Consider the following 13,423-nt stretch of genomic DNA (forward strand, 5'->3'; position numbering starts at 1 on the left):
TGTCGGAGCCTATTCTGCCGGACCGGAGAGACCGCCTCGGCGGATCGTCCCGGCGTACCAGAAGGCGCTGGCCTTGGGGGTTCTGCGCTGGGTGGCGTAGTCGACGTGGACGAGTCCGAAGCGCTTGCCGTACCCCCACGCCCATTCGAAGTTGTCCATCAGCGACCAGGCGAAATAGCCCTTGAGGGGGACTCCGGCCTCGATGGCGGCGTGGCAGGCGCGCAGGTGCGCCTCGATGTAGGCGAGGCGTTCCCGGTCGTCGATCGCGCCGCCGTCGAGGACGTCGTCGAACGCCGCGCCGTTCTCGGAGACGACCAGGGGGATGGCCGGGTAGTCGTCGGCCACCCGCTTGAGCACCTCGTACAGGCCGGACTCGTCGATCTCCCAGCCCATCGCCGTGACGGGACGCCCGCCGTTGACGAACGAGACGTCCTCGCTGCCCGGCCACGGCGAGCCGGCGCCGGTCGGCGCGGCGGCGGCGGACGCGGCCCCGCCCGGCTTCCCGGACACGGTGAAGCGGCTGTAGTAGTTCACCATCAGCCGGTCGAGCGGGGCGGAGATGGTCGCGAGGTCGCCGTCCCGGATGAAGTCGATCTCGGTGACCCGGCTCAGGTCGTCCAGGACGTCCTCGGGGTAGGAGCCCTTGAGCAGGGCGTCGAGGAAGAACCTGTTCTGCAGGCCGTCGATGCGGCGGGCGGCGTCCAGGTCGGCGGGGTCGTCGCTGTGCGGGCTCACGGCGTACAGGTTGACCGCGCCGGCGATCATGGCGCCGGCGCCCTGGGCGCGCAGCGCCTGGGTGGCGAGGCCGTGGGCGAGGTTCAGGTGGTGGGCGGCCCTGACGGACGCGGCGGGCTCGCGGCGTCCCGGGGCGTGCTCGCCGGAGGAGTAGCCGAGGAAGGCCGCGCACCACGGCTCGTTCACCGTCGTCCAGTCGCGCACGCGGTCGCCGAGCGCCTGGTGGACGCAGGCGGCGAAGTCGGCGAAGCGCGCGGCGGTGTCGCGCAGCGGCCAGCCGCCCGCGTCCTCCAGCGCCTGCGGGAGGTCCCAGTGGTACAGGGTGAGCCAGGGCTGGATGCCGTGGGCGAGCAGCTCGTCGACCAGCCGCCGGTAGAAGTCGAGCCCGGCCTCGTTCACCTGGCCGGAGCCCTCCGGCATGATCCGCGGCCAGGAGACCGAGAATCTGTAGGCGGTCAGGCCGAGGTCCGCCATGATCGCGACGTCGTCGCGGTAGCGGCGGTAGTGGTCGATGGCGACCTCGGCGTCCTCGCCGTTGACGACGCGGCCCGGCTGCCGGACGAAGGTGTCCCAGATGGAGGTGCCGCGGCCGTCGGCGCCGGTCGCGCCCTCGATCTGGTACGCCGAGGTGGCGGCGCCCCACACGAAGCCGGGGGGGAACGCCAGGGCGGGGGCGTCGGTCTCGGGTTGAGTCTCCTGCGTGGTCACGCTTTGACCGCACCTTCCATGAGTCCGCCGACGATCTGCCGGCCGAACGCGATAAAGACGACAATGAGGGGGAGCACCGACAGGGCCGTTCCGGTGAAGATCAGCACGTAGTCGGTGGTGTGCGCCGCGGTGAGGAAGCTGATCGACACCTGCACCGTGGGGTTCTCCGGCGTGAGGACGATCATGGGCCACATGAACTCGTTCCAGTTCAACATGAAGGTCTGCAGCGCCAGGACCGCCATGCCGGGCCGTACGGCGGGAAGGATGACGTTCCACCAGATCCGCATGGTGGTCGCCCCGTCGACGCGCGCCGCCTCGACCAGCTCCTCGGGGACGGCCTGGTCGGTGTACTGCGTCATCATGAACACGCCGAACCCGTTGAGCAGGTAAGGAAGGATCACCGCCTTGAGCGTGCCGACCCACCCGAGGCTCACCATCAGCTGGTAGAGCGGCACGATGCCCATCTGCTGCAGGGGCACCATCATCGTCAGCAGGATGGAGCCGAGCAGCAGGCTGCGGCCGCGGAAGCGCAGCCGGGCGAAGGCGAAGCCCGCGAACGTCGAGATGATCACGACCGAGACGGTGACCGTCGAGGTGACGACCAGCGAGTTCAGCAGGCCGGTGAGGAAGTGCGCGTCCTCGGTGTTGAGCACCCTGCGGACGTTCTCCCCGAGGTTCCCGCCCGGCAGCAGCGGCGGCGGGATGTCCACCGCGTCGGAGTTCGTCCGGGACGCGATGATGATCATCCAGTAGATGGGGAAGATCGACAGGATGAGGGTGAAGCCCAGGGCGATCTTGGTGAGCGGCGTGGCGGCGAACGGGTCGCGCCGGCTCCTTCCGGCCGCGTGCCGCGGCGGAGCCTGGGTGATCGCGGTCACTTGCTGCCTCCGATCCGGCGCACGAACAGATAGTTGATCGAGACGCCGACGAGGATCAGGAAGAACAGCAGCCAGGCGGCCGCGGCCGCGTAGCCGTAGTCGAAGTCCCTGAATCCCTGTTTGACGATGTACATGGCGATCGTCTGGAACTGCCCGGTGCTGCCGCCGTCCATCCGGTTGCTGCCGAACATGACCGGCTCGGCGAACAGGGTGAGGCCGCCGATCGTGGAGACGAAGACCGTGAAGATGATCGTCGGCCTGATCATCGGGAGCGTGATGCTCCAGAACTGCCGGCGCGGGGTGGCGCCGTCGATGGACGCCGCCTCGTACAGGTCGCGGGGGATGGTCTGCATGCCGGCCAGGTAGATGATCGCGTTGTAGCCGGTCCACCGCCAGTCGACCATGGTGGCGATCGCGGTCCAGGAGGACCACTTGGCGTTCTGCCAGTTGACGTGGTCGGCCCCGAAGAAGCTCAGCAGCCAGTTGACCAGGCCGAAATCACGGCCGAAGAGCTGGGTGAACACGATGGCGACCGCCACGACCGAGGTCACCAGCGGGATGAGCACGCCCAGGCGGAAGAACAGCCGCCCGCGCAGGCGCTTGTTGAGGGCGTTGGCGAGCATGAGGGCGAGGACCAGCTGCGGCACCGTCGCCAGCACGAAGATGCCGACGGTGTTGATCACGGCGTTCCAGAAGTCCGCGTCCGCCAGCAGCTTGGCGTAGTTCTCCAGGCCGGTGAACTTGGCGTCGCCGCCCGCCAGTTCGTAATCGTGCAGCGAGACCCACAGGGTGAACACCAGCGGGAACAGGCCGAAGATCGCGAAGAGGACGAAGTACGGCGAGATCAGGAAGTACGGGGTGGCCTTGAGGTCCACCTGGGACCAGAAACGGCGCTGGGGCCGGCCCCCGTGGCCTCCCCGCCGTGGAGGAGGTGGCGCCGGGTCCGCCCTCTGCGTGTGGAGGTTGACGCTCATCGGATGTGCGGGGCCGGCCCCGGGACGGCCGCCCGGGAGGGCCCCTGCTCCTTCTTCTCGTCGGTAACGGTCGACGGGGATCGACGACCAGGCTCGGCATCGGTGCGACCGGGGCGGCGACCGCCCCGGTGAAGGTCACCGGCTCGCCGGGTGCGGGCCACGGCGAGCCGGTGACGTCTGTGGGGACGGTCAGCCGGCCGCCTTCTGGCCCGCCTCGACGAACTTCTGCCAGGCCTGGTCGTAGGGGACCGCGCCCTGGTCCATGCCGATGATGACCTGCTCCACGGCGGCCTTCACCTGCGCGTGCTTCTCACCGAGGAAGATCGGCTGGAGCGACTTGATGGACGGCCCGAAGATCTTGCCGATGGGCGCGCCGCTGAAGTACTCGTTGGTCGCGCTCTGCAGGTCGGGGCTGTCCTGGGCGGGGAGGGTGCTGGGCAGGTTGCCGCCCTCCTTGAACGCCAGCAGCTGGGCCTCGGGGCTGGTCAGGTAGCTGGCCAGCTCGGCGGCCTCCTTCGGGTGCTTGGACTGCTTGGGCACCGCGAGCCAGGAGCCGCCCCAGTTGCCGCTGGCGCCTGGGACGGTGGCGACGTCCCACTTGCCCTTGAACTGGTCGCCGGCGGTGCCGGAGACCACGCCGAGCATCCAGCCCGGGCAGCCGAGGGTGGCGAACTGCGACTTCACGAAGCCGGTGTTCCACGGGTCGGTGAAGTTCTGCAGCTTGGCCGTCAGGCCTTCCTTGCTGATGCGCTGGGTGAAGTCGAACGCGTTCTTGACGGCCGGGTTCTTGTCCACGATGAGCTGCTGGTTCTTGTCGAAGTAGGTGACGTTGCCGTTCTTGGCGGCCTCCTGCGACAGCACCACGTTGTAGATGGTGTTGACGCTGTCGATGAACTTGGCGTCCTTGACCTTCGACTGGAACTGCTTGCCGACCTTGACGAAGTCATCCCAGCCGCCGCTCCACAGCTGGGAGACCTTGTCGCGGTCCGTCGGCAGGCCGGCCTTCTTGAACAGGTCGGTGCGGTAGCAGACGCTCATGCCGCCGACGTCGGTGCCGAGGGCGAACAGCTTGCCGTCCGCGGTCAGGCCGTTCTCCCACTTCCAGGCGGGGAAGTCGGCCTTGCGGCTGTCCAGGCCGTACTGGCCGAGCTCGGTCCAGAACTGGGGGCGGGCCTTGGCCAGGCCCATGCCGCCCTCGTCGATGCCCACGACGTCACCGGCGCCGGTGCCCGACTGGAGCCACTGCAGCATCTGCGGCCAGTAGACGTTCTCGAAGCTGTCGGTCAGGTTGTTGTACTTGACCTGCACGTTCGGGTGCTCGGAGTTCCACTTCGCCACCGCGGCCTTGTAGCCGAAGTTGGTGCCGCCGCCGAAGGTCTGCAGGGTGAGGGTGATCTTCTCGGCTGCGGACGACGATGACGAGCCCGTGGCAGGCGTCTCGCCGCCGGAAGAGCAGGCGGCGGTGACGCCGAGCGCGGCCGTCATCACAGATGCGACCGCGAGCATCCTGCCGCGGCGCATGGTGTTCATCATTCCGGACCCCTCTCAGGTGGTTGCCCGATCGTTGGGAGGTGCATCGAGGGCCGGCCCGCCCCGATCGTCGGGCCCCACGATGTGCTGAATCCCGCAGTCGTGATCCCGCGGACAAGGATCCGCGGGCTAGAGTTTGGGAGCGCTCCCACGAAGAGTCGCCGATTGGCATCACCGACGTCAATATGCCGAAACCTAACTGTTACTCCTGGGGCTGTTAGGAGCCCGAAATGGGACTGTAAGCTCCATAAACCCCATAGAAGGTGTTGGGAGCGCTCCCATCGCTAGGGGCACAGTAGGGCGCAAATCATCCATGCGCCATCACGGCGCCGTCGGGCGGAGGGGTCGGGACGACGGGTGCCGGAGAAAAGCGAGGCGCCGGCCCGGACGGTGTCCGGGCCGGCGCCAGGTGCCGTACGGCCGGCGCGGGCGCAGTCGCGCGGCCGTTCGGCGGGAGGGCGGGCGCCCCTACGGGGAGAGAGGAGGGGCGCCTGCCTGAGGCGTGTGGACCTTTGGGCGTCAGCCGGCGTAACTCGGGTACCCGTAGCCGACGACGGTGTCGGTGGAACGGGTGCGGATCTCGACGCTGCCGTTGCCGGTGTTCCCCTCGACGGTCTTGATCGTGCCGTCGCCGTTGTCCTTGATGACGTAGCCGACGTGCTCGATGTCGTCGACGCTCTTGCTGCCGTTCCAGTTGAAGAAGACGACGGCGCCCGGCTTGGGCGTCGTCCCCCAGCGGTCGTGCGCGGCGAACCACTTGGCGTGCTCGACGGTGTAGGCGTCGGAGCCGACGGTGTCGTCCATGCCCATCTGGTGGCCGACCCAGGAGACGAACATGTCGCACCAGGACGCGTTGGCGAACCCGGCGATCGTGCCGCCGTCCCTCGCCACGGTCTCCGCGGCGCGCGGGGAGTTCATGTACCAGGCGTGGAACTTCGTCCCGCCGCCGGCGCTGTTCTCGGAGATGCCGACCTGGCTCTCGGCCAGCTTGAGCAGCTGCTGCGCGCTCACGCGCCTGGCGGTCTGGGGGGCGTGCAGGGCCTGAGCGGTGTTCTTGGCCTCCGCGCTCGCCACCTTGGCGATCCCGTCCTTCGGGGAGGTGTCGGCCTGTGCCGCGAGGGCGGTGCCGGTCACGGCCTGGGCGACCACGAGGCCGCCGAAAGCGAAGGCTTTCAGGTGGTTCTTCGGGGCATCCAGAAGCCGCTGGACGAACATGGACAAAGGCGAACTCCTTCTTCCAGGCCGCCTACCGGGTTAGCTGACGGGTTCGGGCGTGGAAGTCGCCCTACGGGAGTGGCCGTGCGTGGTCTCCCGATTCACCCCACGGGGAGAGTTGGGTCCCCGGCTCCGCGCGAAGCGGACTCGGCGGTGCGCGCCGGGGGGAGAGGATTCTCCGCTGACGACCGGCTGCGCAATCTCATCGGCACGGTGGAGTCGCCCGAACGGGCATGTCCCGGGCCGGGAGTGCAATCAGAGTACTCCATCGGACAAAAGGGGTGCAAATAGGACAAACTTCCCGGCTCTGCAGGGAGTCGCGACGGCAAACGCCTGCTCCTGCTGCTCGCGCCGCGGAGGAAAAAGTGCGGCGCCCGGGGTTGACCTGGCCTGACAAGGGTACCCGCCACCGACGGTGCCTTCAGCCCGCCCGGCACCGGCCCGGCGCCCCGTTGTGACACTTGAGCCCCCAGGTGCCGCTGTTGTCAAACGAGACAGATGGGACTCAGGGGGACGACCCGGGGGAGGAGCCGCCGACTCGTCCAGGTCTCGCTCATCCGGCGATGTTCGCTGTTCACCCGCTGTTACCGTTCATGTAGGGATCCACGGCTAGGTTGCTCGCGTCGTGAAAGTATCGGTGCCCGGCGTGGAGAGGAACGGTCGAAGCCGCGTGCGGGAGCAGGGGTCGGCCGTCGCCTGGGTGGAATCCCCCCTCCAGTTGCTGTGCGCGGTCGAGGCACGGCACGCGGGGGTCGTCGGGCCGGGCACGCGCGTGGTCACCCGCGCCAAGCTGCCCGGGCTGAAGGTCACGCGCGCCGAGCTGGCCTCCCTCGACCTGCCGGGCGGTCTGGTGATCGAGACCGCCGACGACGGCATGCCCCGTCCCCGCCGGCGCGAGAGCTGGATCCTCGGGGACGCCTTCTCCGGCCGGATGCAGCTGACCTCGCTGACCGCGGCCCCCGCCCACATGGTGATCGTGGACGACGGGCTGGCCACCATCCGCCTGCTGGAACTGCTCACCGGCCGCCCCGGCACCCCGCTGCTGCGCGCGCGGGCCGCCGCGACGCCGTCCCGCCGGCTCCTCGGCGCCGCCGCCGGGCTCCGCCTGCGCGCCGCCGCGAGGGCGGGCCGGCTCACGGTGTTCACCGCCCTGCCGGTGCCCGGCGAACTGGCGCGGGCCGTGCGCGGCATCGGCGCCGACCTGATCACCCACGACTTCGCCTGGCTGCGCTCCCAGCCGGCCGTCGCCCACCCCCGGCCGCCGGAGAAGACCGTGGTGCTCGGCACGTCGCTGGTGCGCAACGGCCTGATCCACCGCGAGCGCTACCTGTCGTGGCTGTTCGGCCTCGAGGGGCCGCTGGCGTACTACCCGCACCGCCGCGAGGACCCCGTCGACCTGGCCGCCGTCCGCGACCACCCCGGCGTCACCGTCTACGACGGCGGGGTGCCCGTCGAGATGACCCTGCGCGATCTGCGCCCCGGGCAGCGCGTGCTCAGCCTGCCCTCCACGGCCGTCACCTCGCTGCGCGTCCTGCTGTCGGCGCGCGGCGTGCCGGTCGAGACGGTGGACGTCCCCGACGACTGGTGGACGCCCTCGGCCTCGACCTCTCTCCGATCACACCTGCAGATGTTCGCGCACGAAAGGGCTTCTCCTTGAGCCGGGTTCTCGCCGTGGCCGATTCGGACTCCTACCTGAAGTGGGCCGCGGGTCTGCTCGACCAGCTTCCACCCGGCTGGGACCCGACGCTGGCCGTCGTCCGCACGCCGATCGCGCCGTCCGCGGGCCAGATCGCCGCCGCGGTCAGCGGGACGCGGGCCGGGGCCGCCGAGCCGCCCGCCGTCGTCTCGGCCCGGGCCCTGCGCCGGATCGCCGAGCGCACCTCGCCCGACGTGGTGCTGGTGGCCTGCACCGGGCCCGTGGTCGACGTACTGGTCAGCGAGGTGTTCGAGGGGCTGCGCCCCCGCCCGGTGTTCGTGTCCGGCCTGCCCGGCATCTCGATCCCGGCGACCGAGAAGGCCTGGCTGTACCGCGGCGGGTGCGACCTGTTCGTCGTGCACAGCGGCAGGGAGGTCGAGGAGTTCGGCCGGATCGGCCGGGAGCTGGGCGCCGAGGGCTCGATGGCCCTCGCCCGCCTGCCGTACCTCGACTCCCTGACCAGCGTCACCCCCGCCGGGGGCGACCGGGTGGTGTTCGCGACCCAGGCGAAGGTGCCCAAGCGGCGCGAGGACCGCGAGAGCATCCTGCTCGCCCTCGCCGCCCTGGCCGACACCCGTCCCGACCTCGACGTCGTCGTCAAGCTGCGGGCCCTGGAGAACGAGCGGCAGACCCACAACGAGCGCTACCACTACCAGCGGCTGTGGCGCGAGCTCGCCGAGGCGGGCGCCGTCCGCCCGGACGCGGTGAGGTTCGCCGCCGGCGCCATGCACGAGCACCTGGCCGCCGCGGCGGCGTTCGTCACGGTCAGCTCCACCGCGGCCCTGGAGGCGATCGCGGGACGGGTGCCGCTGCTGGTGCTGTCCGACTTCGGGGTCAGCGCCGAGATGATCAACCTGGTGTTCGAGGACAGCGGGTGCCTCGGCACGCTGGAGGACGTCGCGCGCGGCGTGTTCCGGCGGCCGACGGCGGCCTGGTGCGAGGCCAACTACTTCCACGACGCGGCCGCGAGCGACTGGGTGGACAGGCTCGCGCCGCTGGTGGAGGAGGCGCGTTCGGGCAGGCTGCGGCCGGTGCGGGCGCTGCTGGACGGCCCCGCGCACGCCGCCGCCCGCCGCCGCGCCCGCCTGCGCGTGGAGCTCCCCCCGAACGTCCTGCGCATCGGCTACCGGGCGGGCCGCCGCGTCCGCCGGTACATGAAGGCCATTCGCTGAGCGACCCGGAAACCGTAGGTCCCCCCACGCGGTGGCTGTGGGGGGACCTACGGCGGGCCGGGAAGGCCGTCAGCGGGTGAGGGCGCGGCGCAGCCGGCCGAGGGCCGACTTCGGGGCGGGAGCGGGCTTGACCAGGCCGACGGAGGCCAGGCGGCGGTTCTTGAAGTAGCGGGCCTGCGCGCCGTGGGTCTCGATGTAGCGGGCGGCCACCTCGCGCAGGTCCGGGTAGTACTGGCTCTGCATGCAGAAGCCCACCGCCTCCACCAGCGCCGGCAGGTCGACCGCGTGCGGCTCGGTGATCGTCCCGTCGGGGGCGAGGCGCGGCACGGCCGCGTCGACGATCGTGACCGGCACCCGGTTGCTGTTCTCGTACGGCGTCAGCCGTTCCAGCACGATGTCACAGCCCATCGTGGCGACCGGGAGGCCGAACAGCCGCCGCGCCGTCATCAGCGCGGTGGAGAAGCAGCCGACCACCAGCTTCGGCCGCAGCGCCTGGAAGCACACCTCGGCCGGGACGGTCTCGCCGGCCACGCTCAGCTCGACGCCGAGCTCGGCGGCCACGCCCCGCAGGTGCCGGGCGTGGCCGCGCCCGGCCGCCGGGTGCGGCTTGAACAGCACGCTGCGGTGCCCCCGCGCGACCAGCGCCCGGAGCATCGCGGCGTGCAGGTCCATCTCCTCCTGCGGGGTGACGATGTCCAGGGCCGAGAGGTACTGGCCGAGGATGACCGCCTCGCCCCACAGGTCGTCCGGCACGGGGAAGTCGTCGAGCACGGCCTGGAAGGCCGCGTCCGGCAGCGGGTCGGGCGCGACCCCGACCTCCCTGAGCAGCAGCGGGGTGAGTTCGGGCACCAGGTCGAGGTGGAGCAGGCGGGTGATGCGGCCGGAGATCTCCAGCGGCAGCGGGTCCCGCGTCGGCCCGTAGCTCATCAGCCCGTCGGAGTACACCGTGATCGGGCAGTCGCGGATCAGGCCCGCGACCGTCCGCGCAGGCGGCACCGCGATCGACTCCACGATCAGCTCGCCGGGACCGTCGCCGAGCGACAGGTGCGACCGCAGCAGGCGCGAGAGCATCGGGACCTCGATGACCCGCGCCTTCCAGTCCGACGGGTGCAGGGGCGCGACGATCTCGTTCCACGACCACACCTCGTCGAAGCGCGGCCGCAGCGCCGAGAACCCCGGCGCCTCGTCCAGCGACGGGGTGATCTCGGGGATCGCCGCGTTGTTCGACACCAGCAGGACGCGGCGCCCGTCGTGCGGGCCGAACCGGCCGGCGTCCATCGCGGCGGCCAGCGTGGTCGCTCCGAAGAGCGTGGAGCTGTAGAAGACCTGGGTCACGGGAAACGCTCCTGGGGTTCTCCGCGGTGTCGGGGGAGCAGCGGGCGCAGGAGCGCGGCGCGTTCGGGCTCCAGGCCCGCCTCCGCCACCAGGACCGCCGGGAGGGCGGCGAGCACGTCCTGCGCGCGCGCCTCGAAGCGGGCCCGCAGGGCGGGGGAGAAGCGGTCGCCGATCTCCAGATGGTGCGCCAGCAGCGCGCAGAAGGTGCGAACGGCCTTCGGCAGCAGGTCGGGCTCGTTCTCCACCTGCTTGAACACCAGCTCGAAGGCGTCGAAGAAGTGCAGTTGCCGCTCGTCGCCGATCTGGGTCAGCGACGAGGGCACCAGGCGCCGGTAGAAGACGCCCGCGACGGACGCCACGGCGAACGACCGCGCCTCCCGGTGCAGCCGCCAGATCCACGGGCGGTCCTCGGCGGTGTGCAGGTGGCCCGGGAAGGCCAGCAGGTCGCCCAGTTCGCGCCGGTAGATCCCCGCCCAGGCGTAGGGGTAGTCGACCATCGTCTTCGCCCCGGCCGGCAGGATCCCGTCGCGCGGCCTCAGCACCACGCCGCGCCTGGCCTCCGGCGCCCGGTGGACGACCCGCTTGCGGCCCTCCACCTGGACGTGGTCCACCCGGACGAAGTCACAGCCGAGCCCGTCGATCGCGGCGACGAGCTCGGCGAGGTACCCCGGGGCCAGCCAGTCGTCGCCGTCCATGAACGTGACGTACCGGCCCGAGGCGAGCGACAGCCCGGCGTTGCGGGCGTCCGCCAGCCCCACGGGGGAGGCGTGGCGCAGAACGGTCAGCCCCGGCAGGTCATCGCGGAAGTCGTCGATGACCTGCGGGGTCGCGTCGGCGGAGCCGTCGTCGACCACGATGAACTCGAAGTCGCGCCGCGCGTTGCGCCTCAGCGAGGTCAGCGCGTCGGCGATGTAGAGCTCGGCGTCGCGCACCGGCACCACGACCGACAACGTGATCAACGGCGGCTCCCTGCGTGCGTCACTGGGGGGTTCTCCTTCTCGGGGGCTCAGACGGTGACGCGGCGCAGGCGGGACTTGGGGGCCTCCTCGCCGGGGAACACCCGCTTGACGCCGTCACCGAGGGCCTGCTCGATGATCCGGATGTCGCGGACGAGGTGCTCCAGGCCGCTCGGCTCCAGGGAGGCGGCGTGGTCGGAGCCCCACATCGTGCGGTCGAGGGTGATGTGCCGCTCGACGGTGACCGCGCCGAGGGTGACCGCGGCGAGCGAGATCTGCAGGCCGCGCTCGTGCCCCGAGTAGCCGACCGGCACGCCGTAGCGGTCCTGCAGCGTCACGATCGTGCGCAGGTTGGCCTCCTCGGGCGGCAGCGGGTACGTCGAGGTGGCGTGCATGATCACCAGCTTGCCGGTGCCGAGGATGTCGACCGCCACGTCGATCTCCTCCAGGGTGGACATGCCGGTCGAGAGGATGATCGGCTTGCCGGTGGCGGCGAGCCGGCGCAGCAGCTCGTGGTCGGTCACGCTGGCCGAGGCGACCTTGTGCGCGACGACGTCCATGTCCTCCAGGAAGTCGACCGAGGGCACGTCCCACGGCGAGGCGAACCAGTCGAGGCCGCGCTCGTCGCAGTACTTGGCGATCTGGGTGTACTCGTCGGCGCCGAACTCCACCCGGTGCTTGTACTCCAGGTAGGTCATCTCGCCCCACGGCGTCTGCCGGATCTGGTCGCGCTGGTGCACCGGCACGGCGATCTCGGGCGTGCGCTTCTGGAACTTCACCGCCTGGCACCCGGCGTCGGCCGCGACGTCGATCAGCCGGCGGGCGATGTCGAGGTCGCCGTTGTGGTTGATGCCGATCTCGCCGATGACGTACACCGGCTGCCCGGGACCGACGAGCGACTTGCCGATCTGGACCGGGGCGCCCTTGACGCGCAGCGTGGCGCGGGGGCCGGTCGCGGGGGGCTCGGCGTCGAGGGGCCGGGCGGCGAGCACCCGGTCGCACAGCTCGCGTACGGCGCCGGCGCCGCCCTGGTGGGCGAGCACGATGCGGGCGGCCGCCCGTACGCGCGGGTGGGCGTCCGGGACGGCGACCGGCCAGCCGACCAGCTCCATGCAGCCGAGGTCGTTGAGGTCGTTGCCGACGTAGGCCACGCGCGCGGGGTCGAGGCCCTCGATGCTCAGCCAGTCGCGCAGCGCGGTCTGCTTGGAGGCGAGCCCCTGAAGGACGGGGACGCCGAGCTTGCGGGCGCGGGCGGCCACGACGGGGTTGCGCTCGGTCGACAGCACCAGCAGCTTCACCCCCGAACGCTTCAGCAGCGAGACGCCGAGCCCGTCGGAGCGGCTCACCGCGACCATCTCGCGGCCCTCCTGGTCGACGTAGACCAGGTCGTCGGTGTGGACGCCGTCGAAGTCGGTGACCACCGCGTCGACGTCGAGCGGGCCCGGCTGGTCCACGAACGGCGCGAGCGCCCGCACGATCTCCAGGTCCTCGGGGGTGTCGACCTCCACGGCGTGGCGGGAGGGGACCGGCTGGACGGCGACGGCGCCGAAGAAACGGTGCCCGTGCTCGCGCAGCCCGGCGGCGCGCATGACGTAGAAGGCCCCGGTCTCGCGGTACTCGGGCTCGCGGTCCTGGCGGCGCGGGCGGTGCGCGGGGTCGTGGTTGACGCCGCGCACGCCGCCGTCGCGGGCGGCCCACACGAACTCGTGCGTCGGAAGGCCGGAGAAGACGACGTCGGCGGTGCCGTCGAGCACCTTGGCGACGGCGGCGTCGAGGTCGGCCGGGTCGATGAACGCGCTGGTGCACTGCACGAGGACGACGACCTCGGGGTCGGCGTCGAGCTGGTCGAGGGCGTGCAGGACGGCGGACTCGCTGGAGGCGGTGGCGCCGCTGAGCTCGGCGGGACGCTTCACCACCCGGGCGCCCGCGGCCGCGGCGGTGGTGGCGATCCCGTCGTGGTCCGTGCTGACGATCACCTCGTCCACCAGTTCGGCGCCCACGCAGGAGGCCACGGCGCGGGCGACCAGGGGCGTGCCGCCCACCTTGGCCAGGTTCTTGAGCGGAACGCCCGCAGAACCTCCACGGGCGGGGACGACGGCCAGGACTCGCAAGGTGACTCCCTGATATACGGCGTAGCGAGCGCCCGCACTTCGCGAAACGCCCGCAAGGTGTCACGCACGCTAACCACCGGCACCGCCCCGTAAAGGGAGCCTGAGCTGAACAC

Annotated in this window: 10 protein-coding genes and 1 riboswitch; of the genes, 2 read left to right on the forward strand and 8 right to left on the reverse strand. The window is 71.2% G+C overall.

Going from position 1 to position 13,423, the window contains the following annotated elements; genetic code table 11:
* Window positions 1–9: 9 nt before the first annotated feature.
* The 5 genes from KIK05_RS03460 to KIK05_RS03480 all read right to left on the reverse strand — a co-directional run bounded on the left by KIK05_RS03460 (window position 10) and on the right by KIK05_RS03480 (window position 6,040).
* Window positions 10–1,443 carry a GH1 family beta-glucosidase gene (locus tag KIK05_RS03460; RefSeq protein ID WP_214409050.1) on the reverse strand — a complete coding sequence of 478 codons (1,434 nt, stop codon included), beginning with the start codon at window positions 1,441–1,443 and terminating at the stop codon, window positions 10–12.
* A complete protein-coding gene (locus KIK05_RS03465; protein WP_308249721.1) occupies window positions 1,440–2,321 on the reverse strand; it encodes a carbohydrate ABC transporter permease in 882 nt (293 codons plus the stop codon). Before KIK05_RS03465 ends, KIK05_RS03460 begins: the two co-directional genes overlap by 4 nt.
* On the reverse strand, window positions 2,318–3,196 hold the full coding sequence (locus KIK05_RS03470; RefSeq protein ID WP_308249722.1) for a carbohydrate ABC transporter permease: 879 nt from the start codon (window positions 3,194–3,196) through the stop codon (window positions 2,318–2,320). The genes KIK05_RS03465 and KIK05_RS03470 overlap by 4 nt, the downstream gene beginning before the upstream one ends.
* Before the next feature lie 288 nt (window positions 3,197–3,484).
* On the reverse strand, window positions 3,485–4,828 hold the full coding sequence (locus KIK05_RS03475) for an ABC transporter substrate-binding protein (RefSeq protein ID WP_214409053.1): 1,344 nt from the start codon (window positions 4,826–4,828) through the stop codon (window positions 3,485–3,487).
* A gap of 516 nt (window positions 4,829–5,344) precedes the next feature.
* Entirely contained in the window at window positions 5,345–6,040 is a 696-nt protein-coding gene (locus KIK05_RS03480) for a CHAP domain-containing protein (RefSeq protein ID WP_214409335.1), read from the reverse strand.
* Window positions 6,041–6,051: 11 nt separating this feature from the next.
* Window positions 6,052–6,203: riboswitch (cyclic di-AMP (ydaO/yuaA leader) on the reverse strand.
* A gap of 537 nt (window positions 6,204–6,740) precedes the next feature.
* Between KIK05_RS03480 and KIK05_RS03485 the strand changes: the two genes are divergently transcribed.
* Window positions 6,741–7,697 carry a hypothetical protein gene (locus KIK05_RS03485; protein ID WP_308249723.1) on the forward strand — a complete coding sequence of 319 codons (957 nt, stop codon included), beginning with the start codon at window positions 6,741–6,743 and terminating at the stop codon, window positions 7,695–7,697.
* Window positions 7,694–8,908 (forward strand): DUF6716 putative glycosyltransferase, encoded by a 1,215-nt coding sequence (locus tag KIK05_RS03490; protein WP_214409057.1) that lies wholly within the window; start codon window positions 7,694–7,696, stop codon window positions 8,906–8,908. Before KIK05_RS03485 ends, KIK05_RS03490 begins: the two co-directional genes overlap by 4 nt.
* A gap of 69 nt (window positions 8,909–8,977) precedes the next feature.
* On the opposite strand, the gene KIK05_RS03495 is transcribed toward KIK05_RS03490, so the two are convergent.
* The 3 genes from KIK05_RS03495 to KIK05_RS03505 are packed head-to-tail and all read right to left on the reverse strand — an operon-like array spanning window position 8,978 to window position 13,310.
* Complete coding sequence (locus tag KIK05_RS03495) at window positions 8,978–10,243, reverse strand: polysialyltransferase family glycosyltransferase (protein WP_214409058.1); 1,266 nt, start codon at window positions 10,241–10,243, stop codon at window positions 8,978–8,980.
* Window positions 10,240–11,202, reverse strand: a complete 963-nt coding sequence (locus tag KIK05_RS03500) for a glycosyltransferase family 2 protein (RefSeq protein WP_214409059.1) — start codon at window positions 11,200–11,202, stop codon at window positions 10,240–10,242. Before KIK05_RS03500 ends, KIK05_RS03495 begins: the two co-directional genes overlap by 4 nt.
* Window positions 11,203–11,249: 47 nt before the next feature.
* Entirely contained in the window at window positions 11,250–13,310 is a 2,061-nt protein-coding gene (locus tag KIK05_RS03505; RefSeq protein ID WP_214409060.1) for an N-acetylneuraminate synthase family protein, read from the reverse strand.
* Between the last annotated feature and the right edge of the window lie 113 nt (window positions 13,311–13,423).

It is taken from the genome of Sphaerisporangium fuscum (genome assembly GCF_018531465.1).
Lineage (GTDB): Bacteria > Actinomycetota > Actinomycetes > Streptosporangiales > Streptosporangiaceae > Sphaerisporangium > Sphaerisporangium fuscum.